This is a genomic window from Mycolicibacterium sp. Y3 (genome assembly GCF_051188035.1).
Lineage (GTDB): Bacteria > Actinomycetota > Actinomycetes > Mycobacteriales > Mycobacteriaceae > Mycobacterium > Mycobacterium fluoranthenivorans.
This window is the reverse complement of record NZ_JAVQLT010000001.1, coordinates 5496396-5517230: the sequence shown is the minus strand read 5'-3', so window position 1 is coordinate 5517230 and position 20835 is coordinate 5496396. Positions and strand designations below refer to the sequence as shown.

Genomic DNA, 20835 nt, shown 5'->3' with positions numbered 1-20835 from the left:
CCGATGAGTGACTTCGCACAGATCTGGGTGGATGCCTGGAACCGGCACGATGTCGAGGCCGTGCTCGCGCACTTCCACGATGACGTGGTGTTCAGCTCGCCGGTCGCCGGGCGCGTCGTGCCCGCAAGCGGGGGAGTGGTGCGCGGCAAGGCGGCGCTGCGCGAGTACTGGACCAGCGCGCTGGCACAACTTCCCGATCTGCACTTCGATCTGGTCGCGGTCTACCGCGGCGTGTCCACCCTCGTCATCAACTACCGCAATCAGCGCGGGCAGCTGGTCAACGAGGTCCTCATCTTCGACGGTGAACTGGTGCGCGAAGGCCACGGCACCTACCTGGACTAGAGGCACACCGGATCGGCTCAGGCCGGCGTGACCCAGGTGGTGATCTCGGCGTGCACCACTTCCGCGCCGGTACGGTCCAGGATCCGGACCGGGACGACGATCTCGGTGCCCTCGGTGATCGCACCGAAGTCCGGCACCTCGAACCCGGCGACGGCCCGCAGTGACGATGTGGCCTTGGCCAGGTACTGGACCGTCATGGCCTTCGGGATCCAGCGATGCGTGGCGGGCACCGTGGCTTCCATGGCCATCCCCATCGCCACCTCGGCGGCGTTGCAGGACGCGATCGCATGCACGGTGTGCAGGTGGTTGTAGACGAAGAAAGTATCAGTTGTGCACCAAGTGCGCTAGTCTCAATCCATGACTCGTGTTGCGGTGTACGCCCGAATCTCGCTGGATGCGCGGGACACCGAGGCTGGCGTGGACCGACAGCTAGAAGCCTGCCGCGCGCTCGCTGAGAAGCTGGGCGCCCATCAGGTGACCGAGTACGTCGACAACTCGATTTCTGCCTACAGCGGGGCAGTGCGCCCCGAATTTGAGCGGCTGCTGATCGACCTCGCCGGGGGTCGCCACGACACGCTGGTGTGCTGGCATGTCGACAGGCTGTATCGGTCGCTGTCGGACCTTGAGCGAATCATCGACGCGGTGGGGAGCGTTGGCGTCGCCACCGTGAACTCAGGTCAGTTGGATCTCTCGACATCTGCGGGCCGGATGATCGCGCGGATTCTGGGCAGCGTGTCGCGGCAGGAGTCGGAGCATCACGCCGAGCGTCGCCGCGCCGCCAACCATGAGCGTCGGTTGGCCGGCGCTTGGCGCAAAGAAGGCAGTCGACCATTCGGGTTCAATGGCGACGGCACCCATCGGGAACCGGAAGCGACCATGGTTCGTCAGGCCGTCCAAGACATCTTGGCCGGCACTTCCATACACGAGATTGCCCGCCGCTGGAATGCATCGGGTGTCACGACAGTGCGCGGCGCGGCGTGGTCGAATTTGCACGTTCGTCGGGTGCTGTCCAATGCGCGCCTTGCGGCGCTGGTCGTTCACAACGGCGACGTCATCGGACCCGGTACGTGGGAACCCATCGTGGACGAGACGCTCTGGCGCGGGCTGCAAGCTCTTATGAGCGACCCCGCGCGCCAGTCCGCCCTGTCGTGGAAGCGCGTACATCTGCTGTCGGGTATCGCGCTGTGTGGAGTGTGCACTAAGCCGCTGTACGGGCGCTGGGCGCACGGGCGAAGCCGTCCACCCACCTACGCGTGCCGGGAGTCGCACGTGGCCCGCAGCGTGCCGGCACTGGACAAATTCGTCACCAAGTTCACGTTGAAGTATCTGACCCGTCAGGGTCTAGCCGAGGACTTGCGCGGCGAAGATGCCGATACAACCGAGCTGGAGATCCGGCGCAAAGCACTGCTGACGACAAAGGCATCATTGGCGGGTCTGCTGCGAAAGGGCATCCTGACTGCGGATGACGTGGAGCGCGACGCTTTACAGATTCAGGCCGAGCTTGACGAGATCGGGCTAGCTCTGGCCGGCAACGTGACCGTTCACCCGGCGGTGCAGTTGCTCGACGCCGACGAAGACGACACCCGCACGATTCACGACCGGTGGGACGCTGCAAGCCTAGAGATCAAGGCGGCGGTGATAGCCGCGTCCGTCACGATCACGGTTTATCCCGCGCCGCATGGCCAGCGGAAGTTTGACCCGAAGTTGATCGACATCAAGCGCAAAAACCCCTGATCAACCCTGATGCTATGATGGTGGTGGCTAGAGGCATACGCCTGCGAGGCCCAAAGCGGGTGGTGCGGGTGCCGACAGCGACACAATTCAATGGTTCTTCTCCTGTTTTCGATGCTGGCCCCAGTGCGGGGCGCGGGGTGGGTCGAAGAACCGCATAGCTCAATACCACGGTGATGATGCGAGGCTCGAAGTACGGGCGGTGCGGGTGTGGTGAGCACTGAATAGCTTTGACTTTCAAGGGGTTTGCCGATAGGCGGCCCCTTTTCTTATTCCAATTTTCTGCGACGACGGTCCTATGGCCTGGCGTCGCTTTCTTATTTTCTAGGGGACGACATATGGATGATGACAGCGAGATTGACGACTATGTGGATCGGCTTGTGGCCGACACCCCGCCGCTAACGGCCGACCAGCGCGCGCGTCTTGTCGAGCTACTGCGGCCGGTGCGTATGGCGGGTGCGGCATGAGTCGCTTCGAACTACTCGCCGGATTCGACCAGAGTATTGAGGACGACCCCGACGCGCATATCTGGTCGACCCCACTCGACCGTCACAGCGCCGCCGGCCGCGCCGAATACCTGCCCGACACCGCCCAACCAACTCGGGGCGGCGCAGCGCTTGAGTTCCTCACCGACGACAACGACGAGTACATCGAACTCGATCCCGAGTCACCACTGGTGTGGGGAGGGCATGTTGGCGAGTCGTGGCTCAGTGGTGACTACGTCTACATCGGCGGGCAGAAGACACGTAAGCCGGTGCCCAGTGATATCGCCGAGGTGTGCCGTACCTGTGCGGTGTCGTGGCCTCTGCCGATCAAGCGGTCATGGTCGGATTGTGAATTCGGCGGGCCTCGGGAGTGGCGCTCCATCCATCCCGAGATGGAGGCGGTACTCGATGATGACCCGCTGCTTTATCGCATAATGCCGTGGTTGTGGACCTACTGTCATTGCAACGGATGCTTGGAATATCGGCGTGGCAGAGGCCGGCCACCGAAGTACTGCGGACCTAAATGCGAGGCGATTTCGGATAACGCAAGGGATCGCGCGAAAAGGCGAGCCAATGGTGCAATACCGCGATATAAAAAAGTGGCGTAATTCACTCAAAGAATGCTTGACATTTATGCCTCTTATGGGGGTTTAAATGCCGTATAGGTAGAGGATGAAAACGCCTCGCAATTTTTTTGTCTAAATCAGGTGTGCCCAAGGCTGCACACCGTCATCTATTTCGTTGAAAGGGGGCGCAGTGTGCACCCATAAAGATATCTATCTGAACGGCGTATGCCGCGATTGCGACCGTGATAAGCAAGCCAGATACAGGCGTCGGCGTCGGCTGGCCATGGCAATGCTGCATGCCGCCGAGGCGCGCGGGTTCGCAGGTTATGAAGTGCTCTCGCTGGTGCAGCACGTCGACATTGAGACGGTGCAGGAATGCGCGGCGAAGGGTTTTCGGCCGGCGCCCGACTTCGATCCGAAGACACTGGAATTCCAGTCGTGAAGGTCGACCTGGGCCGCGGTGCGCCTACGCATATCGCGCCACGCAATGACGGTGGTGTGACTATCCATCAGGGTCCGTCGCGTATTCATCTCGGGCCTGATGAATTGGTCGCAGTACTCGACGCTATCCGCGTTGTAACGAATCAAGGAAGCCGGACGCCGGCAAGGAAGATGACGAAGATTGACCGCACGTAACAAGGTCCAACATCATGGAATTCTCGGGGAGACACCCGAGGGCAAAAAGCTCTACGCCAGCGTGCCGATAGAGCTTGCTCGCGATAAAGAACTCAGCCCAGCCACCGGCAGGGTAGCTCTCTATATCTGGTCACATAGTCCGGAGTGGGACCAATCGGCAAAAGATGTCGCAGACAGCCTGGGTATGGATCGTGGAGCCGTGGCGCGCGCGTTAGTCGATCTCCAGGTGCATGGGTGGCTGGTGCGAGAGATCCTCACACGCCCGGGCAGGGGTAAGCCTGTCGGCGAGAAATGGCACCTCCAGATGTCCAACACCCGGTTTACTCCGGCGGAAATCGAGGCATTGGGCGGACCAGGCAGCCCCGGTACCCTGCGGCTTAAAGCAGCACCCCCTACAGACACCCTGCCGCTTGAAGCCGCACCCCCCTGCTGCTCAATACAGCACCCCCCTGCTGCTAAATGCCGCACCATAGAAGTACATCCCAGTAGTGCACATCCCAGTAGTGCACGAAGTGCATAACTACGTACAGAAGTACAACAGGGCCTGACGGTTTGGGCAGCAGGGTCGCGGCGCGGTGCGCCCGGTGGACGCTTTGAGCGCATGACAGGTTGCGGTTGGCGTGGGGTGGAGTTCTGGGGGATCTCTGGTTGGCCTCGTGGTCGGCCTACCGCAACAGTTCCGCGGTCGTTAGCACCGCTAATAAATACTTCTAGGGGAACCATGAAACCAACCATTGCCTTCGGCACGGACGTCGTAGAACTGACCGAGGACGCTACCGGCTACATCGCCCGCGTCGACATCGCCGGCCAACCCCACCTCATCCACGTGACGGCAACACCCTGCGGGCCGCGCGTCGTCACGCCGGCCAAGTGGTGTGCCGGATGTTGATTGCAACTATCCCGGCGACCGGCGGTGAGCCGTACGAAATCCACGCGATGGGAAAGCTGCTGCGCCTTGAGCGGCTTTGCCGCCGTGGGCGCGCACGGATGGTGTTCGCGCCGGCCGACGTATACGCCGTGTGCAACGCCCTGACCGATCTTGCCGAAGAACTCGATACCCGATAACAAAAACTTCCGCTGCCCCGGCACCTCCTTCCCGCGCGGGCAGCGGACCCCGGCGCACCGGGTTGAGTCGTAACGCGCAAGCGACTCCCCGGTGCCCCAATCTTTGGCGAGGGTTACCTCTTTACAGGGCGGTCTTCCCCTCGCCAAACACCCCCTGCCGTGTCGCGTTTCGCAATCTCGCGACAGCGCCGAGCCAGTGCCAACGGTTTCCGTTCCCGGATCAACGGGAGGACAGGCGCAGCGGCAGGGGCACCCAACTTTCTAAGGCGCTGAATCTCCGCGCCCAACCAATCACACCCGAACCGCCTTGTCGTCGCTCCACGAGCGTTTGGACGCGGCGGCATTCGTCATGCCATGAAAGGGGGTAACCCCGTTGTCCAACGTCGAACTTGACATTTCAACCAAGATCATTCGGAAAGACCTTAACCAGTCAGTCGCCGAGGTTGAGCGGAAGCTCAAAGAGGCCGGCGGACCCGCCGGTGTCGGTTTCAAGAATGAGTTCAATCGTGCCGCCAAGCTTGACCCGGCGCAGCCCAGCGAGGGCAAGTCGGCCGTTGCGGGGGAACGTAATGGCCGCGCATACGGACGGGCATACGACCGTGCTGCCGGCCGTGAACTGGACAGCCTTACCAAGCGAATTGAGAAGCTCACGACGGGCGTCGGTGGCCTCGGTAGTGCCGGTGGTTCGTTCGCGATGGCCGGCGCCGCGCCGGCCCTGCTCGCTGCAACAGGCGCCGCTTTCACTGCGGCCGGGGCCTTCGCCGCCTTGCCGGCCGCGCTTGTCGGTGCGGGCGCAGGGTTCGGGGCACTGGCCGTCGCTACCCGTGGATTCGGCGATGCGATCAAGCACATGGGCGATCCGAAGAAGTTCGCCGAGGATCTGCAGAGTCTTTCACCGGCTGCGCAGCAGGCAGCATTGGAGATCCAGAATCTAGCCCAAGGTCCGCTGAAAGCGCTGAAACAGGCCACGCAGGAACGGTTTTTCGATGGCTTGGCCGGCGAGATCCACCAACTGTCCGACAGGTTCTTGCCCAGCGTTGAGAAGACCACCACAGGCATTGCGGGTGCGTTCAACTCGATGCTCAAGGGTGTCGGGGATCAACTGTTGACCCCGCAGACATCCGCCGCGATATCGAGCACGCTCACCAACGTCACTACCGCGTTCCAGAATCTGGCGCCGGCCGCTGGACCGCTCACCAAGGCCATTGCCGATCTCGTTCAGGTTGGTTCTACGTTCCTGCCGGGTTTCGCGACGTCGATCTCCAACGCGGCAACTGAATTCGCGCACTTCATTGAGTCGGCCAAGGAATCGGGCCAGCTCAAGCAGTGGATCGGCGACGGCGTCGACATGCTCAAACAGATCGGTTCGATTGTGTGGGAAGCCGGCCGCGCATTTGCTGCTCTGGCCCCGGTCGCTAAGGATGTACTGCCCGGGATCGCCAGCGCCGCAAAGACGATCGCTGACGCCCTCAAGGAACACCCCGGCCTGATCTATGCCGTGGTGGGCGCGTTCATGGCATGGAAGTCGATCGAAGGTCTTTCCAGCGTCATCACCTCATTGGGCACCATCAAGACGGCGCTCACCGGGTTGCCGGCGGTGGCCAATGCTGCGGCCGGTGGAATCTCCACAGCTCTTGCCGCGGTATCGATTCCGGCATGGCTGACCACCTTGGCCAAGTGGGGCGGTCCGGCGATGGTGGGATTGCAGTCCGACGTAAAGAACGCCGGAGATTTGGGCTTGCCCGAATTCGAGCAGGGTCCCGATGGCAAGTTGCGACCCAAGTTCAACGGCGGCGGAGGCAGCTTCGCCGAACCCGGTAAGGGTATGCCCGCAATCCCCGGCTTCGGTCAGCACTGGGAAGACGGAAAGGGCTGGATGCCCGACCGTCCTGGTCATGGTATGCCCGCCGCACCTGGCTTTGGCCAGAAGTGGGACCCGAAATTCGGCTGGGTTGCAGAGGATTTCAAGCCTTACTCCGTACCTGGTGTGCCCGCAGATGGTGGCGGCAAGGGGATCGACATGCCGGTGGTGGCTCGCCCCAACATCGACCCGATGTCCCTGATTCAGGGCTATCCCGTCACATCGAGTCTCTACGGCGCTGCTGCGGGAGTCGTAGACGCACAGACCAAGGTGGCCCAGGACAACGCAAACCTGCAGGCTCTGCTGGCGTCGAATGCTGCCAAGGAAGGCGAGATCACCAAGGCGAGAAACGAACTCGCACAGGCGCAGCAGGATCAAATCCAGGCTGAACTTCGCTTGCAGGAAGCCAAGGATGAGGCGAACAAAACGGGCCTCAAGGGTTTGCAGGACGCGAGCAGTGCGTTCAGTGAGCTGAGCGCCGGTCTCGATAAGGATCTCGGGTTCTCAAAGGGCCTGCCTGGTCTAGCTGACAACCTGGTCAAGTTCGTGGCGTCGCTGGCGACAGCGCCGCTCAACGGCCTACTGGCGCCTATCGCCGCCCAGGGGAACGGCGCCTATGGGGCGCTGGGGATGTTGTTCGGCGGGTCCAACAGCACGGCAAGTACTGCGGCACAGGGGATGAGCGTCGGTGGCTATCCCGGCGACCGGGCGCTACTGTCTCGCGTTCCCGCTGGGTCATATGACAACGCGACAAAGGATCTGAGCCGCGGTCTCGCCGATTGTTCCAGTGCTGTTGAAGATCTCGTCAACCTGATGGATGGCAAGTCGACGGCCGGCGGGTCGCTCACGACTCACAACGCTGACCAGCTCTTGCCTGGCATGGGTTTCGCACCCGGTATGGGCGGACCCGGCGACTTCCGGATCGGCTTCAACCCCAGTCACATGCAAGCCACCCTGCCTGGCGGAACGCCGTTCAACTGGGGGAGTGATGCCGCAGCGGCGCGGGGTGGCGTAGGCGGCACAGGCGCCGATGATCCCTCGTTCACGTCGCACTACCACAGGCCAACAGCACCCCCGGTGCCATCCATCGCAGCGGCAGGGCCATCGCCCAGTCCCGTGGACATCTATGGCCCGCATAACACCGATCCCGGACTGAACAGTCCGCTACCACCCCCGGGTTCATTCCCGGGCGGAGGTGGCCGCGGTCCCGGCAACATGCCGCAGGGCCTACCGTTCGGCACGCCATACCAAGCCCAAGGCATCGACCACCAGAACCCTGGCTGGCAGCCCCAAGGCGGCGGCGGTATCGGCATCACAGGCGGACTGATGGGCGCTGCAATGCAAGCCGGCATCGCCGCCATGGGTACCGCTGGTGCACCGTTCGGTGGGCAGGCAGCGGCAGCCGCAGCGCAGATGGGCATGCAGCTCATCGACCGAACCACCAAGTTCGCCGGCCAGGCTGCCGGCATCGGTGCTGAAGGTCTGATTGACACGTTCAGCGTCACCAATCCCGACACGGGTAAGAACCCGCTCAAGGATTCTTGGTTGTGGCGTGCGGCCGGCGCACTCGCTGGTGCCGCTCCCGCGATCGGTAGCGGTGGTGCTGGGATGCTCGATAAGGCCGCGAACAAGAAAGCTCAGCAGCAGAGCCCGAACTCGCCGCAGCAGCAACAGAGCAATCAGCAGAGCGGCCCGCTCTTCAATATCGAAAACTGGCACGACACCGGCGGTGGCGGCAAGAGTTCAGCGGTTGACCTCGCGGGCTACCTTGCGGCCCAGGGCTATCAAGCGGGAATGTCGCGCTGATGACCGTTCGCCCCTGTCTCGACTGTGGGCGGCTGTCCGCCAGTACCCGTTGTCGGCCATGCCATCGGAAGCGCCGTAGGGCGACGTACGAGCATCCCGCTTACCGGGCGCTACCAACACCGAGTGGCCCGTGCCAGTTGCGTCTACGCGGATGCACTGGCACGGCCACCCAGAAGGACCACATCATCCCAGTGTCTAAGGGCGGCGGCCACGAACCAATCAACATCAGGCCGGCGTGCGAGCACTGTAATCCAAAGCGAGGCAACAGGAATTGAGCGATATACCCGACGGCACCGAAGTACTGATTGCGTGCCTCAAACCCTTAGGCACGGTAGGTACGTCCCGTAAGACCGGTGCACCCCTGCCCTCATGGGTGGTACGCCGCATCGGTGGCGGTGTGGATGCTCTGAACGACAAGGGGTTGTACAGCGTGCACTGCTTCGCCGGTAGCGATGCAGCAGCACAGGCCGGCGCTATGCGGGCATACGAGCGCATCGTCGCCTTGGCACCGCCATTCGGCATGGGGCAGCCCGTCACCATCGGTGACCGCACCATCTACGCCGACGACGTGATCGTGCGTGAAGGACCACGTGACGTCACGTACACGGAGGACCGCAGCGTCGTGGACTGGTGCGCGACCTACGAACTCCGACTGAGACGCGGCTCAGCAAACAATCCGTAGTCCAGGCATCATGCAACATCACTGCATAACTATGCATGATGGGTGGATCGTGCGTATCGGTGGATCGTCGCAGGTCAGAGCCCTGCGGTCGTACCAGTCCAGCATCACCGCAGGTCAGAGTGCCTAAAAGTTCAGGACCCAAAGGCCCTGGTGAACGCCGGGTCCGTTTCGCACACTTATAACCAAGGTCATTCCAGGCCACAAATATGCACCTTGACGTGCATAGATGCATAAAAACCAGTCGCTAGCGAAGCTGTAAAACCGCAGGTCGCAAATGTACTCAAACCCATTTGAAGGGGAATTTCCGCATGCCAGACGTAACAGTCAACATCAAAGCTGTCATCGATCCCGAACACGTCAATCAAGTCGCCGAACAGCTCGTTCAGGCAATCCGTGAACGGGCCGGAGAAGGGCTAGCGCGTGAGATCGCCGCTGATCTAATCGCGTCCAGCTCTCGCGAACTCACTGACGACGATCTCGAAGCATTCAAAGTCGGTCTTGCAGCCGGCGAAGCCGCAGCCGAGTACCTTCTCGCGGGGGATCACGTGGCCGCTGGCCGCGTCTTCGATGAGGGATTGCTCGCAGTGCTCAGCGGGCACGCCGGACATGGCTCCACCGCCGACACCGCCAAGCTCTTCAAGGGTGCCGCCGAATGAGCGACGTCACCGAGCTTGCCCAGTTCTTCGGCTTCACCGCGAGCGTGGCTATCACGACGGTTGACGGCACCGTATTCCACATCCCGAATACTGCCCTGCTCGATGACGACCAGCAGGAGCGCTGGGAGGCCCTGCAGTTCGATCTGGAGCGCTGCGACCGCGACGACGACGGGGAGCTGATCTCGCCCTATCGCATCGATGGTGAGCCGCTGACGCCCTCGTACAACGTGCGGCTCGGGCAAGTCGTGTTCGGGGAAGACGGCTACGAGAAGTTCAAAGCAGCCGGCGGCAGTGGCAATCGTATCGCTCTCGAATGGGCACGCATGAATAAGGAGCACCTGGATGGCATCGACCCGGAAGCAGATTGAACAGGCGATTCTCGACGCCATCAACGCCAGCTCCAGTGAGCTTCGCCGAGACCTGCAGGCGGTGCCCGAGAAGGTGGCTGACACGGTGCGCGCCTTCACTCCGGTTCTGACCGGCGAGACGAAAGCCTCAATCGAGGTGAAGACCCGCAAGACCGCGCTCAAGAAACTGTCCACTCGTAAGACCAAGTTGGGCACCGTCTATAGCGACGATGACCCGGCCAAGATTGCCGCACTCGAATACGGCCGGGGTGCCGACGATGAGCACGGTGCTACGCCAGAATTCGCGATGTTCCGCAGGGCTGCAGCGATCTGGCGAGATGTGAAGCTGTAGTTGGCGACCGGCGGTAACGCGCGGGCCAAGTTTGAGTGTGATGAACCGGGACCGTGGTACCGCTGGCGATTGGATGATCCCGCAGAGCGGTGCATCCGGTTTATCGAAACTTATTGCCGCTCACCGAAGGGTGTCGGCTTCGGAAGGCCGATCAAGCTCGCCGAGTTCCAGAAGGCGTGGATACGCGAGATCCTGAAACCCGGTATCCGGCAGGCAGTCCTACAGGCGCCGCGCGGTCAGGGTAAGTCCACCCTGTTGGCCGCTATCGCGGTGTGGGCGACGTTCGACAAGAACGAGACCGGCCAACCACAAGTCCCCATCATGGCCACCACAGTGGGCCAGGCCGCCCGCGCGGTCTATGACGTGGCCTGCAAGATGGTCGCCGCCGAGAAGGAACTAAGCACCCGCGCTCTGGTCTACACGGCGATGTCGAACGCCAAAATCGTTGTTGGATATAACGGCGGCGAGTGCTATCCAATCGCCAACGATGTGGATGGCCTACAGGGTCTGGACCCGACATGCGCCATCGTGGATGAGATCGGCTTCCAGCCGTTCGCGAGCTGGAGCGCAATGGTTCTCGCTTCTGGTAAGCGGACGCGTTCGCTCGTGGTCGGCATCGGTACCCCGGGTGTGGACCGCGAGAAGTCTGCTCTGTGGCGCCTGCGCGAGATCCACCGCGAAGGCAGTGCGCCGGCCGGCTTCTCCTACACCGAACTGTCCGCGCCCGATGACTGCGACTATCGCGACGAAGCGAACTGGCTGAAAGCCAATCCCGCTATCGATGAGGGTTACCTGTCGATTGACGCTCTACGTACCGATGTAGAGATGATGCCGGAGTCGGAGTTTCGTCTATTCCGTCTCGCGCAATGGGTAGAGGGGACGGACTGCTGGCTAGGCGTGGATGGCCGCAAGGTCTGGCGCAATCTGATCAGCGACCACAAGCTGAAGCTTGGCGCTGACACGTGGGCCGGCCTGGATATAGGCCGTACCCGCGATACGACGGCGATTGTGGTGGGTCAACGGCGACCTGACGGCGTCCTGCACACCACGGCCCAAATCTGGAAGCCGAGGAAAGAACAGGCCGTCGACATTTCGGCCGTGATGGCTCACCTACGCCAACTGAACCGGGACTACAGCTTGGTCGAGATCGCATACGACCCAGCTTATTTTCAGGTGTACGCGACCGAGCTTGCCGATGAGGGCTTGCCGATGGTGGAGTTCCCGCAGTCGATTCAACGCATGGTGCCGGCCTGCGGTGGCCTCTATGAGGCAATCATGCGCAAAGAGGTATCACACGACGGCGCAGCGGATTACGAGCGCCAGATCCTCAACGGCATGTTGAGGCACGTCGACGGCGGTTTCAGCCTCACCAAGTCCAAGTCTCGCGGCCACATCGACGCTGCCATCGCGCTTGTCCTGTGCCACGACCGCGCGCAACAGCCGGTCAAGAAACGCGCACCGGCCTTTGTTTTGTAACTAGGAGAATACATTTGAGCATTTTCTCGCGAAGACCTCGCGTCCCAGATCCACCGTTTGAACCACCACCCGAATCCCGGGATTGGTCCATCTCAGATCCCGCAATGTTTACCGTGTCCGGTGGGGGACCATCGCTGACCGGCGTGCACGTCTCAGAGCACGCCGTTCTCGGTTTGGCGGCAGTCCACCGATGTGTGTCGATCATCGCCTCTGGTATCGCATCACTGCCGCTGCGTGCGGTCTACGAGACTGACGGTCTCACAGAGGTTGTCCCGTCGTGGCTGGACAATCCGGCCGGCGGACTGACCAAGCACGAGCTTATCGAACTGGTACTAACCCACGGGCTGCTCTGGGGTAACGCATATTTGGCCCACATCTACAGCGGTGCCGGGTCGCTTCTCGGCGTGGTGCCATTGCATCCGTCAGGGGTCAGTATCGATATCGATAAGGCCGGCATCAAGACGTACAAGGTAAGCCTGAACGACGGCACAACGCGGACGTTCACCGACTCGATGACGCCGGCCGGCCCGTACGTCATCACCCATGTCAAGGCGATGGGAACCGATGGCATCCGGGGTCTGAGTCAGCTTACGTTGGCGCGCAATTCGGCCTTTGGTATCGGCCTGGCCGCGGACCGAAGCGCCGCGCGTCTGTTCAACGGTGGTGCCCTCATGTCGGCTATCGCGGTCTTTGAGGATGACATCACCGACGAAGACGTAAAGACCATCAAAGAGGGCCTGGACAAAAAGATTGCAGGCGAGTCCAACGCCGGCGAAATCTCGTTCATCAACCGCAAGGTGAAAATCACACCGTGGTCTATCCCTAACGAAGATCTGCAGTGGTTGGAATCCCGACAGTTCCAGAAATCCGAAATTGCAACACTGTTCGGCATTCCGGACTCGCTGGTCGGCCTGTCCGAAAAGCAGACCAGTTGGGGATCTGGCATCGCCGAGATGCACCGGGCGCTGTCAACCCACACGTTCAAACACTGGACGTCGCGCATTGAGGGCCGGTTCTCACTGCTGCTGCCGCATGGGCAGAAAGCGGACTTTGACTATCACGAGCTGCTAGCGCCAGACCCCGAGGCGAGCGTGGGTCTGCTGATCGAACAGTACGACGCTGGAGTGCTCACGCTGAACGAGGTGCGGCGGGAGCTGAACCGGCCACCGCTACCCGGTGGTGACGTGGTGAAGCCTTCGGCGACGACTGCCCCGGCGGTGGTCAATGAGCCCTGAACGTCGCTTCGCCAGCCTGGACAGGTCGATTACCGGTAACAAGCTGGGCGGTTACGCAGCGTTGTACAACGTCACAACCGATCTTGGCGCATGTCTGGAAATGCTTGCGCCAACGGCTTTCAGGTCTGTTCTTGAGTCACCCAACCTGGACACTGTCGGGTTACTGAACCACGACGAGAACCAACTCCTCGCCCGCACCAAGAATGGAAGTCTGCGGCTAGCTACAGACTCCACCGGCCTTGAGTTCGAGATGGACCTCAAGACCACGCTGGGCAACAGCGTCCGCGAGATGGTCGATTCGGGGCTACTCACGGGGTGTTCGTTCTCGTTCAAACCGGGCGAATACCGCTGGGACACATACGAGGGACGCCGGCTGTGGGTGCAGACCAGCGTGGCCCGGTTGAAAGACGTTTCTGTCGTGGCTTTCCCGCAGTACCCCGAGACCACCGTCTCGGTCCGAAGCATGCCGGCCGAATCGACATCCGGTATCCGCCAATCCCAACTGATCCGTGCGCGTATGCGCGTGCGGGAATCTTACTGAAAGGTAATTGATTTGAAGAAGACTATTGAGCAGATTGTCACCGAACAGCGCTCCATCACTGACCCGGCCGAGGCCGAGGATCGCCACCTCACCGATGACGAGGCAGCCCAGTGGGAGGCCCTGGAAAGCGAGCTGAAGGCAGCCCAGCGCAGCGAGGAAATCCGCAAGCGGCAGGCGGCATACGAGGCCCCGAGCGGATCGCTGGCTGCCGTCGTGAACGTCACCAGCGTTAAGCAGGACGACACCCTGGAACGTGCGTTTGATTCCTACGTGCGCACTGGTCAGGCCAACGCCGACATCGCGGAGTTGCGAGCGCAGGGCACTGGTACCGGCAGTACTGGCGGCTACTTGGTCCCGACTACTTTGCTGAACAAGATCACCGACCGAAAGAAGCGGTACGGCGGTGTGGCCGGCGTCGTCAATGTCCAGCCCAGCGATAACGGCGCACCGTGGCAGTGGCCGAACTTGGATGACACCGCTAATTCCGGCGTGATCAAGGCCGAGAATGCCGCTCCCACGTCGGGCGGCGCTGACCTGGTGTACGGCCGCAAGTCGCTGGGGAGTTTCACCTACACCGCACCGGGTGCCGGCAACACACCGCTGTTGGTCAGCGCTGAGATGCTGCAGGACAGCATGTTCGACATCGAAGGGTTGATCGCAAAGAAGCTCGGTCAGCGGATTGCGCGTAAGCAGGCCCGGGACTGGGTGAATGGCGCAGGTACTACCGAGCCGTTCGGTCTGGCTACGGGTACGGCCGTCGCCGCTAACACCTTCGACAATGCGGCGCCGACCTATGCGGACCTCCTGAATGCCGTGCACCAGGTGGACCCCGACTATCGAGACCAAGCGGTGTGGACCTTCAACGACTACACCCTGAGTCTGATCGAGGGCATTCTGGACGCTAATGGTCGGCCATTGCTCAACAGCGCCAACGACGGTATTAGCGTAGGACGGTCTAATCAGTACCTGTTGGGCTATCCCATCGTCATCGACCAGGCGTGGGCCAACTACGCAGACGGCGGCACGAACAAGTGGGGTGCGTTCGGCGATCTGGAATCCGGGTACATCATCCGTCAGATCTCGGGTGCCGAACTCATCGTGAACCCGTACACCCACGCCAATGAGGGCGCCGTGGAGTACACCCTACGGATGCGTGCGGACGGCACCATTGACGATCAGAACGCGTTCCGCGTGCTGCAGAACGAGGTGAGCTGATGACTGCCAAGAGGGCGACTATTGCTGAACTCGTCCAGCGCCGCGACGAACTGATCGCCGAACTGGAAGCCGTGCGAGCAGAGATCGCCGCTCGCCACGGCGAACAGTGACGTGGGCGCCGGCCTACGCAACCGCTGACGAACTGGCTAGCCAGCTCAGTGTCCCGAACAACGACACTGAGCTGGCTTCGGCCGTGGAAGCGGCAAGCAGGGCCATAGATCGGGCGACAAACCGCCAGTTCGGCCTGACGGATACGGAAAGCCGTATCTACGAACCGAAGCGGTACCGGGATCTCTGGTACATCGAGGTTGACGACCTTGCCGGCGCGCCGACCGCAGTCGAGACAATCGGCGACGACGGCACCGTGATTGGCACGCTCACGCGGTTCAAGCTGACGCCACGCAACGCCACCGCGACGGGCAGGCCCTACACCGGGATTGACTTCGCGCACGGGTCTGCGGTGAATTGGCACGATATTCGGGTGACGGCCCAGTTCGGTTGGCCGGCAGTACCGGAACCTATCAAACTGGCCACCCGCATTCAGGCCGGCAAGTTCTACAGCCGGCGCAACGAGGCCGGCGTGCTCACCAAAGAGGTGGTCGACGACGTCGAACGCGGTTGGGTAGCGGCGGTCAGCCAGGATCTCGATGCCGACGTGATGGCGATGATCGCGCCGTTCCGCCGGATCGTGGTGGCAGCGTGAGACCGTTCGGCCGGCAGACACTGACGTTCGTCACCGTCACCGAAGATCTGACCAACCCGGACAGGTACAACAACCCGGCCGAGGTCCGCACGTCCATCGATGTGCGGGGGTGCCACTTCCGACCACTCACTACCGCCGAGAAGATTGATCTAGGCGACGTGGTGTCCGACACCTGGAGAGCGACAGTCCCGCCCGTAGCGGCGGTGCTGGCGGCGAAGGCCGACGATGAGGTTGTGGCCGGCGGGATCACCTACGAGATTGTGGGTAGCCCGGAGCCGTTCACGAACTTGGTCGGGGAGCTGTTCAAGGTGACGGTTGTTTGCAAGCGGGTCAGCGCGTAGGTCACTTGGGCTGTGCCCTTCTCGGGTGCTTTCCCCAAAACGCTGTCATTGGCCCGGGGGTTGGTTCGTAATCAAAGCCGGTCAGGTCAATCTCGATACCGCTGTCCATCTGCCAGCCGCCGGTGCCGATGGCGGGCGCAAAGAACATTCCGGGGGTGAGTATCCATGGCGTGGGCACCGTCGGTACTTTCGCGCGTTCCTCAAGTGTTGGATGTGTGGCTTGAACTAGTGCTAGTTGGCGGTCAGGCGTGGCAGAGCGAAAATGTACCGAGATCTTGCGGTCTAAGGGTTCAAGGATCACGCCCATAACGTCCTCGCCGACCACATCGGAGATCTTGCCGGTTTCAACAACCGCGTCCATCATTATGTCGCGAAATGCCTCGGGAGATTCCCCGCCTTCGCTTTGAAGCCTTGCGCGCATCCAATGGAATACGGACGCGTTGGCACTCCCGAGGGGTTCGTAAAGGTCGTATCCGTGCACCGGCATGTCGCGGCGGGCGCGTTCCTCGTGCACGACACCATCGGCAGAAACCACTGCATGAAAACTGACCGGACGCGTCTTGTGTTTCCGATTTTGCAAACCGACTGCGGAAACAATGGTGGGGTATTTTCTCGCCTGGACCGGCAACCGGCCGTACGCCTCGTGCATCGCCGCCTCGATACTGCGGGAGATCTCACGATAGTGAAGGGGGCGACCGGGATGCCACATACCTATTCCGCTGCCCAGCTCGCCACCCGCTATTGCGTTGGCAATAAATTCGTCGGTAGGTACGCCATCCAAGTATGCAAGCCCGGTGTAGCCGATAACCAACCAACAGCCGGAACCAACTACAATCACCGTCTTATTGGAATGAATATCCCACGCCTTGTCGGGATTTTTGCGCGTCGGCGTTATCGTTGTCAGCCTGTCACTGGCATGAAAAATTTTGTACCGGCAGGCCGCACCCAAAACCAGCGTCATGGAACTAGACGCTACTGCCTTGGTGCGACAAGTTTGCGTTCCTGTTTCACGTAAACCGTGGCGGGGTTCGAGAAGTCGGGCAACTAACTGAGGCGCCGGTACAGCTCGCGACTTACCTCACCGACGCGGTCCGCGATCTCGTTGAGCCACTCATCGCGGGACTGCGGTCCCTCCAAGGGATCGGGCTCGTCCCGTTCTTCGGTCATGCCTTTACGGTACGTCGGGTGTCGAGGTCTTTTGCGGACGAAACCACCCCCGGCCGTAGGGGCTGCCGGGGGTGGTTCCTTGTTCAGCGGGTTACTTGTTCAGACTTTGTCCGACCAGGTTGTAGAGGTCCGTTACCGCCTGGTGAACGATCTCCTCGGTGGATTCACCCAGCCTGATCGACTCATTTAGCTTGCCGACCAGCGCGATGATGGCGCCGTTCTCTGGACCGGTGTAGTTGATCTCTTTCATTCAGCTTTCCTTTTCGTCTGTGGGTTCCGTTGCCCAAAGCTCGCCCCGCTGGCTCAGCGCTAGGCGTACTGCTGTCAGCGCGTGTATGAGCTTGTCCAGGCTTTCGGCATGGACGTTCAATTCGGCCGGTTCGCCGGTAACGATGTCGGTCCCGACTAAGGAGATCTCCGTTCCGTACGGCTCGCCGTCTTCGTTCACATCCCGTAGGCGCACTTTCGTGCCGAACAGCTCAGCCGTGAGCGACCATTCGGCGGGGGACTCGGTAGATGGCTGCGCAAGCGCAAGCCGAATCGGGTCAATCTCGGCTTCTAATCCGCCAGTCTCGGCTGCCGTCCAGTCGTATTGCACTCGCGGCGTGCCGCTCATCCCAAAACCCCCAATACTGACGGTGACGTAAATGCCCATATTGCCATGAGGTCTGCGGCGAGCAATGCGGCGAACGTTGCCCTCATCAGTCGCCCTCGTTGAGTCGTTGCGCCTCTGCGTGCGCGGCGGTGAGGGCTTGAATTAGTGACGGCACCGACTCCACGGGTACGTCTTGGGGTGCCGAGAGTGCGACCCACCGTCTGCTGATTCCGGTCACGTCTTGGACGCCACAGATAGTGACGGTGATGTCCTGACCGCCGAACCCCCAGCCGGCATGCTGCTGAGGTTCAGCATCGATGACCCAGCTTGACCCGGTGAACAAGCGGAACGTTGGCCCGTCGTTAGCAACCCACTCGCGCAGGGTGACGGCATCGGTCGGAATAGTGCTTGTCATTGAACCTCTTTCGCGAAGGGCGACTGTGATCAGTTGCGACATCCTTCACGAAGAACCACTTGGGCACCGTCACCTCGGCGAGGCCGGGCTCCATCCGCCGCACGTGCGGCAGCACCGAGGCGAAGTACGGCACGCGGATCATGGCCGCGGCGGAGAACAAGACGGTGCCGCCGGGCCGCCGGGACAGCTGTTGCCATGCGCGATAGGTCGAGCTCGGAGGCCGCATGTGCGATACCTTACTTCGGAGTAAGATATAGCCGGGTACCGAGGCTGAAGCCAGGATGATTTCGGTCCGCGAGGGGTTCCCCGGCCTCAGCCTCGGTGCTCCGAACTGTCCCGATCGCAGATGGCGCGGGGCCGCCCGCCCGGAATTTGGCTGCCGCCCCGATCTGAGGCATACTGTTCGGGTTGCCTTGAGCCGGGTTCGCCTGGTCGGGCATGCGACCAGCGTCCTCACGGGCGTGTCCGGTCCCCACCTCGATCGCGAGCGAAATTTCGAACGCGGACGAGTGTGCGCAAGGGCGACACACCCGAGCGCGGGGGTCGGTGTACCAGAGACAGGTAAACAGCGGCGGCATAGCCAGCGCGGCGCACTCGTGCGTGGCGCGCTAGACCAAGCAGGAACGAACATGGCCCAACCGTGGGCCCGTTAGTAGTGAGGTAGGAGAAGCGTGGCGGGACAGAAGATCCGCATCAGGCTCAAGGCCTACGACCATGAGGCGATCGACGCCTCGGCGCGAAAGATCGTCGAGACTGTCACCCGTACGGGCGCCAGCGTGGTCGGCCCGGTGCCGCTGCCGACCGAGAAGAACGTGTATTGCGTTATCCGGTCTCCCCATAAGTACAAGGACTCGCGGGAGCATTTCGAAATGCGTACCCACAAGCGCCTTATCGACATCCTCGACCCGACGCCGAAGACCGTTGACGCCTTGATGCGCATCGATCTCCCGGCGAGTGTCGACGTCAACATCCAGTAGGAGACCCGAGAAAAATGGCTAGAAAAGGCATTTTGGGCACCAAGCTGGGCATGACGCAGGTGTTCGACGAGAACAACAAAGTCGTCCCGGTGACGGTCGTCAAGGCCGGCCCCAACGTGGTGACCCGCATCCGCACCACCGAGCGTGACGGTTACAGCGCCGTGCAGCTCGCCTACGGCGAGATCAGCCCGCGCAAGGTCAACAAGCCGGTCGCCGGCCAGTTCGCCGCCGCCGGGGTCAACCCGCGCCGGCACCTGGCGGAGCTGCGCCTGGAGAACGAAGCCGCCGCCGCCGAGTACGAGGTCGGCCAGGAGCTGACCGCCGAGATCTTCGCCGACGGTGCATATGTCGACGTGACCGGCACCAGTAAGGGCAAGGGCTTCGCCGGCACCATGAAGCGCCACGGTTTCAAGGGCCAGGGTGCTTCGCACGGTGCGCAGGCTGTGCACCGTCGTCCCGGCTCGATCGGTGGCTGCGCCACCCCGGGCCGCGTCTTCAAGGGCACCCGCATGTCGGGCCGCATGGGTAGTGACCGCATCACCACCCAGAACCTGAAGGTGCACAAGGTCGACGCCGAGAACGGCGTGCTGTTGATCAAGGGCGCAGTTCCCGGGCGCAACGGTGGACTGGTCGTGGTTCGCACCGCGATCAAACGAGGTGAGAAGTAATGACTTCTTTGAAGATTGACGTTCATACCCCGGACGGCAAGCTGGATGGTTCCGTGGAACTGCCGGCTGCCCTGTTCGACGCCGAAGCCAACATCGCGCTGCTGCACCAGGTGGTCAACGCGCAGCTGGCTGCCGCCCGCCAGGGCACGCATTCGGCCAAGACTCGCGCCGAGGTGTCCGGTGGTGGCAAGAAGCCGTACCGCCAGAAGGGCACCGGCCGCGCGCGCCAGGGCTCGACTCGTGCGCCGCAGTTCACCGGTGGTGGCGCAGTGCATGCGCCGAAGCCGCGTGACTACAGCCAGCGCACCCCGAAGAAGATGATCGCCGCCGCCCTGCGCGGGGCGCTGTCGGACCGGGCGCGCAACGAGCGGATCCACGCCGTCACCGAACTGGTGGCCGGCCAGGTCCCGTCCACGAAGAGCGCCAAGGGTTTCCTGGGCAAGCTGACCGACCGCAAGCGCGTGCTGGTGGTCATCGGCCGCGCCGACGAGGTCGGTGCCAAGAGCGTGCGCAACCTCCCCGGGGTGCACGTGCTCTCGGCCGACCAGCTGAACACCTACGACGTGCTCCGCGCCGATGACATCGTGTTCAGCGTCGAGGCGCTCAACGCGTACATCGCCGCGAACACGAAGGACCAAAAAGAAGGAGCGTCGGTCTGATGGCAACGATTACCGACCCCCGCGACATCATCCTGGCCCCGGTCATCTCGGAGAAGTCCTACGGACTGATCGAGGGCAACGTGTACACGTTTGTGGTGCACCCGGATTCGAACAAGACGCAGATCAAGATCGCCGTCGAGAAGATCTTCTCCGTCAAGGTCGACTCGGTGAACACCGCCAACCGGCAGGGCAAGCGCAAGCGCACCCGCACCGGCTACGGCCAGCGCAAGAGCACCAAGCGCGCGATCGTGACCCTGGCGCCGGGCAGCAAGCCGATCGACCTCTTCGGAGCACCGGCCTGACCGGCCGGGAGT

Annotated in this window: 28 protein-coding genes and 2 pseudogenes; 23 read left to right on the top strand and 7 right to left on the bottom strand. The window is 62.0% G+C overall.

Annotated features, from left to right (window positions below):
* The first annotated feature begins 3 nt into the window (after positions 1 to 3).
* Positions 4 to 342, top strand: a complete 339-nt coding sequence (locus QN239_RS26975; protein WP_499014986.1) for a YybH family protein — start codon at positions 4 to 6, stop codon at positions 340 to 342.
* Between the two features lie 17 nt (positions 343 to 359).
* Here the strand turns inward: QN239_RS26975 and QN239_RS26970 are convergent.
* A pseudogene (locus QN239_RS26970) lies at positions 360 to 662 on the bottom strand (hotdog fold domain-containing protein); the annotation flags it as partial.
* Positions 663 to 699: 37 nt separating this feature from the next.
* On the opposite strand from QN239_RS26970, the gene QN239_RS26965 reads away from it, so the two are divergent.
* The 18 genes from QN239_RS26965 to QN239_RS26880 all read left to right on the top strand — a co-directional run bounded on the left by QN239_RS26965 (position 700) and on the right by QN239_RS26880 (position 16040).
* Entirely contained in the window at positions 700 to 2076 is a 1377-nt protein-coding gene (locus tag QN239_RS26965; RefSeq protein WP_499014984.1) for a recombinase family protein, read from the top strand.
* 335 nt (positions 2077 to 2411) lie between these two features.
* A complete protein-coding gene (locus tag QN239_RS26960; protein WP_499014983.1) occupies positions 2412 to 2540 on the top strand; it encodes a hypothetical protein in 129 nt (42 codons plus the stop codon).
* Positions 2537 to 3166, top strand: coding sequence for a hypothetical protein (locus tag QN239_RS26955; protein WP_499014980.1), 630 nt, complete (start codon positions 2537 to 2539; stop codon positions 3164 to 3166). The genes QN239_RS26960 and QN239_RS26955 overlap by 4 nt, the downstream gene beginning before the upstream one ends.
* A gap of 148 nt (positions 3167 to 3314) precedes the next feature.
* Positions 3315 to 3566: a hypothetical protein gene (locus tag QN239_RS26950; RefSeq protein WP_499014978.1), complete on the top strand. Its 252-nt coding sequence runs from the start codon at positions 3315 to 3317 to the stop codon at positions 3564 to 3566.
* Between the two features lie 915 nt (positions 3567 to 4481).
* On the top strand, positions 4482 to 4649 hold the full coding sequence (locus tag QN239_RS26945) for a hypothetical protein (protein ID WP_499012757.1): 168 nt from the start codon (positions 4482 to 4484) through the stop codon (positions 4647 to 4649).
* Positions 4643 to 4825, top strand: coding sequence for a hypothetical protein (locus QN239_RS26940; RefSeq protein ID WP_499014977.1), 183 nt, complete (start codon positions 4643 to 4645; stop codon positions 4823 to 4825). Before QN239_RS26945 ends, QN239_RS26940 begins: the two co-directional genes overlap by 7 nt.
* A gap of 373 nt (positions 4826 to 5198) precedes the next feature.
* Positions 5199 to 8492 carry a hypothetical protein gene (locus QN239_RS26935; protein ID WP_499014975.1) on the top strand — a complete coding sequence of 1098 codons (3294 nt, stop codon included), beginning with the start codon at positions 5199 to 5201 and terminating at the stop codon, positions 8490 to 8492.
* The gene (locus QN239_RS26930) at positions 8492 to 8767 is read left to right on the top strand and encodes an HNH endonuclease (protein WP_499014974.1); all 276 of its coding nucleotides are present in this window, start codon (positions 8492 to 8494) and stop codon (positions 8765 to 8767) included. The genes QN239_RS26935 and QN239_RS26930 overlap by 1 nt, the downstream gene beginning before the upstream one ends.
* Positions 8768 to 8889: 122 nt before the next feature.
* Positions 8890 to 9174 (top strand): hypothetical protein, encoded by a 285-nt coding sequence (locus QN239_RS26925; RefSeq protein ID WP_499014972.1) that lies wholly within the window; start codon positions 8890 to 8892, stop codon positions 9172 to 9174.
* Between the two features lie 290 nt (positions 9175 to 9464).
* Complete coding sequence (locus tag QN239_RS26920; protein ID WP_499014971.1) at positions 9465 to 9830, top strand: hypothetical protein; 366 nt, start codon at positions 9465 to 9467, stop codon at positions 9828 to 9830.
* Entirely contained in the window at positions 9827 to 10198 is a 372-nt protein-coding gene (locus tag QN239_RS26915; protein ID WP_499014970.1) for a hypothetical protein, read from the top strand. Before QN239_RS26920 ends, QN239_RS26915 begins: the two co-directional genes overlap by 4 nt.
* A complete protein-coding gene (locus QN239_RS26910) occupies positions 10173 to 10529 on the top strand; it encodes a hypothetical protein (protein WP_499014969.1) in 357 nt (118 codons plus the stop codon). The genes QN239_RS26915 and QN239_RS26910 overlap by 26 nt, the downstream gene beginning before the upstream one ends.
* A 69-nt stretch (positions 10530 to 10598) precedes the next feature.
* Positions 10599 to 12005, top strand: a complete 1407-nt coding sequence (locus QN239_RS26905; RefSeq protein WP_499014967.1) for a terminase TerL endonuclease subunit — start codon at positions 10599 to 10601, stop codon at positions 12003 to 12005.
* 104 nt (positions 12006 to 12109) lie between these two features.
* Positions 12110 to 13240 carry a phage portal protein gene (locus tag QN239_RS26900; protein WP_499014966.1) on the top strand — a complete coding sequence of 377 codons (1131 nt, stop codon included), beginning with the start codon at positions 12110 to 12112 and terminating at the stop codon, positions 13238 to 13240.
* A complete protein-coding gene (locus QN239_RS26895) occupies positions 13230 to 13781 on the top strand; it encodes an HK97 family phage prohead protease (RefSeq protein WP_499014965.1) in 552 nt (183 codons plus the stop codon). The genes QN239_RS26900 and QN239_RS26895 overlap by 11 nt, the downstream gene beginning before the upstream one ends.
* Before the next feature lie 12 nt (positions 13782 to 13793).
* On the top strand, positions 13794 to 14996 hold the full coding sequence (locus QN239_RS26890; RefSeq protein ID WP_499014963.1) for a phage major capsid protein: 1203 nt from the start codon (positions 13794 to 13796) through the stop codon (positions 14994 to 14996).
* A gap of 106 nt (positions 14997 to 15102) precedes the next feature.
* The gene (locus QN239_RS26885) at positions 15103 to 15699 is read left to right on the top strand and encodes a hypothetical protein (RefSeq protein WP_499014961.1); all 597 of its coding nucleotides are present in this window, start codon (positions 15103 to 15105) and stop codon (positions 15697 to 15699) included.
* A complete protein-coding gene (locus tag QN239_RS26880; protein WP_499014959.1) occupies positions 15696 to 16040 on the top strand; it encodes a hypothetical protein in 345 nt (114 codons plus the stop codon). Before QN239_RS26885 ends, QN239_RS26880 begins: the two co-directional genes overlap by 4 nt.
* 1 nt (position 16041) lies before the next feature.
* Here the strand turns inward: QN239_RS26880 and QN239_RS26875 are convergent, their stop codons facing one another.
* From QN239_RS26875 to QN239_RS26850, 6 genes and pseudogenes are all read right to left on the bottom strand, one after another.
* A complete protein-coding gene (locus QN239_RS26875) occupies positions 16042 to 17001 on the bottom strand; it encodes a hypothetical protein (protein ID WP_499014957.1) in 960 nt (319 codons plus the stop codon).
* Positions 17002 to 17084: 83 nt separating this feature from the next.
* The gene (locus QN239_RS26870; RefSeq protein WP_499014955.1) at positions 17085 to 17207 is read right to left on the bottom strand and encodes a hypothetical protein; all 123 of its coding nucleotides are present in this window, start codon (positions 17205 to 17207) and stop codon (positions 17085 to 17087) included.
* Positions 17208 to 17298: 91 nt separating this feature from the next.
* Complete coding sequence (locus QN239_RS26865) at positions 17299 to 17457, bottom strand: hypothetical protein (RefSeq protein ID WP_499014953.1); 159 nt, start codon at positions 17455 to 17457, stop codon at positions 17299 to 17301.
* Positions 17458 to 17862 carry a hypothetical protein gene (locus QN239_RS26860; protein WP_499014951.1) on the bottom strand — a complete coding sequence of 135 codons (405 nt, stop codon included), beginning with the start codon at positions 17860 to 17862 and terminating at the stop codon, positions 17458 to 17460.
* Between the two features lie 46 nt (positions 17863 to 17908).
* Entirely contained in the window at positions 17909 to 18217 is a 309-nt protein-coding gene (locus tag QN239_RS26855; protein ID WP_499017039.1) for a hypothetical protein, read from the bottom strand.
* Between the two features lie 46 nt (positions 18218 to 18263).
* Positions 18264 to 18443, bottom strand: a pseudogene (locus QN239_RS26850) (DUF4442 domain-containing protein); the annotation flags it as partial.
* A gap of 445 nt (positions 18444 to 18888) precedes the next feature.
* Here QN239_RS26850 and rpsJ point away from each other — a divergent pair.
* From rpsJ to rplW, 4 genes are read left to right on the top strand one after another with little or no spacing between them, the layout of a single operon-like run.
* Complete coding sequence (gene rpsJ / locus QN239_RS26845) at positions 18889 to 19194, top strand: 30S ribosomal protein S10 (protein ID WP_003883485.1); 306 nt, start codon at positions 18889 to 18891, stop codon at positions 19192 to 19194.
* A 14-nt stretch (positions 19195 to 19208) separates the two neighbouring features.
* Positions 19209 to 19862 (top strand): 50S ribosomal protein L3, encoded by a 654-nt coding sequence (gene rplC / locus QN239_RS26840; protein ID WP_090359900.1) that lies wholly within the window; start codon positions 19209 to 19211, stop codon positions 19860 to 19862.
* Positions 19862 to 20521 carry a 50S ribosomal protein L4 gene (gene rplD / locus QN239_RS26835; RefSeq protein WP_090359895.1) on the top strand — a complete coding sequence of 220 codons (660 nt, stop codon included), beginning with the start codon at positions 19862 to 19864 and terminating at the stop codon, positions 20519 to 20521. The genes rplC and rplD overlap by 1 nt, the downstream gene beginning before the upstream one ends.
* Complete coding sequence (rplW, locus tag QN239_RS26830) at positions 20521 to 20823, top strand: 50S ribosomal protein L23 (RefSeq protein ID WP_090359892.1); 303 nt, start codon at positions 20521 to 20523, stop codon at positions 20821 to 20823. Before rplD ends, rplW begins: the two co-directional genes overlap by 1 nt.
* The last annotated feature ends 12 nt before the right edge of the window (positions 20824 to 20835 follow it).

Bases quoted from the DNA above. Each gene is read 5' to 3' on its own strand.
- QN239_RS26975 (WP_499014986.1), top strand. From the start codon at position 4: ATGAGTGACTTCGCACAGATCTGGGTGGATGCCTGGAACCGGCACGAT.
- QN239_RS26965 (WP_499014984.1), top strand. From the start codon at position 700: ATGACTCGTGTTGCGGTGTACGCCCGAATCTCGCTGGATGCGCGGGAC.
- QN239_RS26960 (WP_499014983.1), top strand. From the start codon at position 2,412: ATGGATGATGACAGCGAGATTGACGACTATGTGGATCGGCTTGTGGCC.
- QN239_RS26955 (WP_499014980.1), top strand. From the start codon at position 2,537: ATGAGTCGCTTCGAACTACTCGCCGGATTCGACCAGAGTATTGAGGAC.
- QN239_RS26945 (WP_499012757.1), top strand. From the start codon at position 4,482: ATGAAACCAACCATTGCCTTCGGCACGGACGTCGTAGAACTGACCGAG.
- QN239_RS26940 (WP_499014977.1), top strand. From the start codon at position 4,643: ATGTTGATTGCAACTATCCCGGCGACCGGCGGTGAGCCGTACGAAATC.
- QN239_RS26930 (WP_499014974.1), top strand. From the start codon at position 8,492: ATGACCGTTCGCCCCTGTCTCGACTGTGGGCGGCTGTCCGCCAGTACC.
- QN239_RS26915 (WP_499014970.1), top strand. From the start codon at position 9,827: ATGAGCGACGTCACCGAGCTTGCCCAGTTCTTCGGCTTCACCGCGAGC.
- QN239_RS26910 (WP_499014969.1), top strand. From the start codon at position 10,173: ATGGCATCGACCCGGAAGCAGATTGAACAGGCGATTCTCGACGCCATC.
- QN239_RS26900 (WP_499014966.1), top strand. From the start codon at position 12,110: ATGTTTACCGTGTCCGGTGGGGGACCATCGCTGACCGGCGTGCACGTC.
- QN239_RS26895 (WP_499014965.1), top strand. From the start codon at position 13,230: ATGAGCCCTGAACGTCGCTTCGCCAGCCTGGACAGGTCGATTACCGGT.
- QN239_RS26875 (WP_499014957.1), bottom strand. From the start codon at position 17,001: ATGACGCTGGTTTTGGGTGCGGCCTGCCGGTACAAAATTTTTCATGCC.
- QN239_RS26870 (WP_499014955.1), bottom strand. From the start codon at position 17,207: ATGACCGAAGAACGGGACGAGCCCGATCCCTTGGAGGGACCGCAGTCC.
- QN239_RS26865 (WP_499014953.1), bottom strand. From the start codon at position 17,457: ATGAAAGAGATCAACTACACCGGTCCAGAGAACGGCGCCATCATCGCG.
- QN239_RS26860 (WP_499014951.1), bottom strand. From the start codon at position 17,862: ATGGGCATTTACGTCACCGTCAGTATTGGGGGTTTTGGGATGAGCGGC.
- QN239_RS26855 (WP_499017039.1), bottom strand. From the start codon at position 18,217: ATGACAAGCACTATTCCGACCGATGCCGTCACCCTGCGCGAGTGGGTT.
- rplC (WP_090359900.1), top strand. From the start codon at position 19,209: ATGGCTAGAAAAGGCATTTTGGGCACCAAGCTGGGCATGACGCAGGTG.
- rplD (WP_090359895.1), top strand. From the start codon at position 19,862: ATGACTTCTTTGAAGATTGACGTTCATACCCCGGACGGCAAGCTGGAT.
- rplW (WP_090359892.1), top strand. From the start codon at position 20,521: ATGGCAACGATTACCGACCCCCGCGACATCATCCTGGCCCCGGTCATC.